At 34.3% G+C, this 749-nt stretch carries 1 pseudogene; it reads left to right on the forward strand.

Going from position 1 to position 749, the window contains the following annotated elements:
* Positions 1-749 (forward strand): annotated as a pseudogene (locus AC1DTM_RS29920) (S-layer homology domain-containing protein); the annotation flags it as partial.

A 749-nucleotide genomic window follows, 5' to 3' on the forward strand; every position in this document is an offset into this window, starting at 1 on the left:
AAATACACGTTTGATTACTCTCACTGTGTCGGAGGGAAAGTAGCTTGTAAAAAGAAAGAATCCGAAACTTTAACATTTGAAGAATGGAAAGAAATTATTGACAAAAAAGGTCTCTCACTGAAACCATTTAAAAAATCTTTGTTTATGGTTCGCGTACCACTTCCTGCTGCTCCAGCTATAAGTATAATGTTGGAAGCTTCGCTTGTAGTTAAAGCAGATTTATCAATAGGCGTAGAAGTGGATGTGAAGCAAACAGATTCGTTTGAGGGGGGAATTAAAAACGGCGGAATTGTATTTGAACATAATCAAACAGGCCCTAACCTTAAATTTAAAGGGGAAGCAAAAATTGAGGGAAAAGCAGGTATCGACATTAAAGGCGGTTTAACACTTGCTAATATAATTTTAATAGGGACTAATTTTGAAGCTGGATTGAAATTAGAGGCACTGGCAAGAGCGTCGTGGGGAATAAAAGACGTTGACTCTAGTAATTTAAATACGTTTGAAAGTATTTGTGCAAAAGGGTCACTTGGATATTATATTCAAGCTGGTTTAGAGGCGAGTGTACTTTACGCCGATATTTTTTCTATTAAAAAATCGTTAATAGATAAGAATGGAGAGTTCAAAAAAATAAGCAATTGCGAAAAGTATGATTTACAATCAGCGCAAGATTATTTATTACTTGAAGAGGGAGAAGACACAAATTTAAAAGTAGTAAAAAGAATCTTTGATGAAGATCAATTAACAATGAA

The sequence above is a fragment of the Bacillus sp. P4_D3 genome (assembly GCF_056401855.1).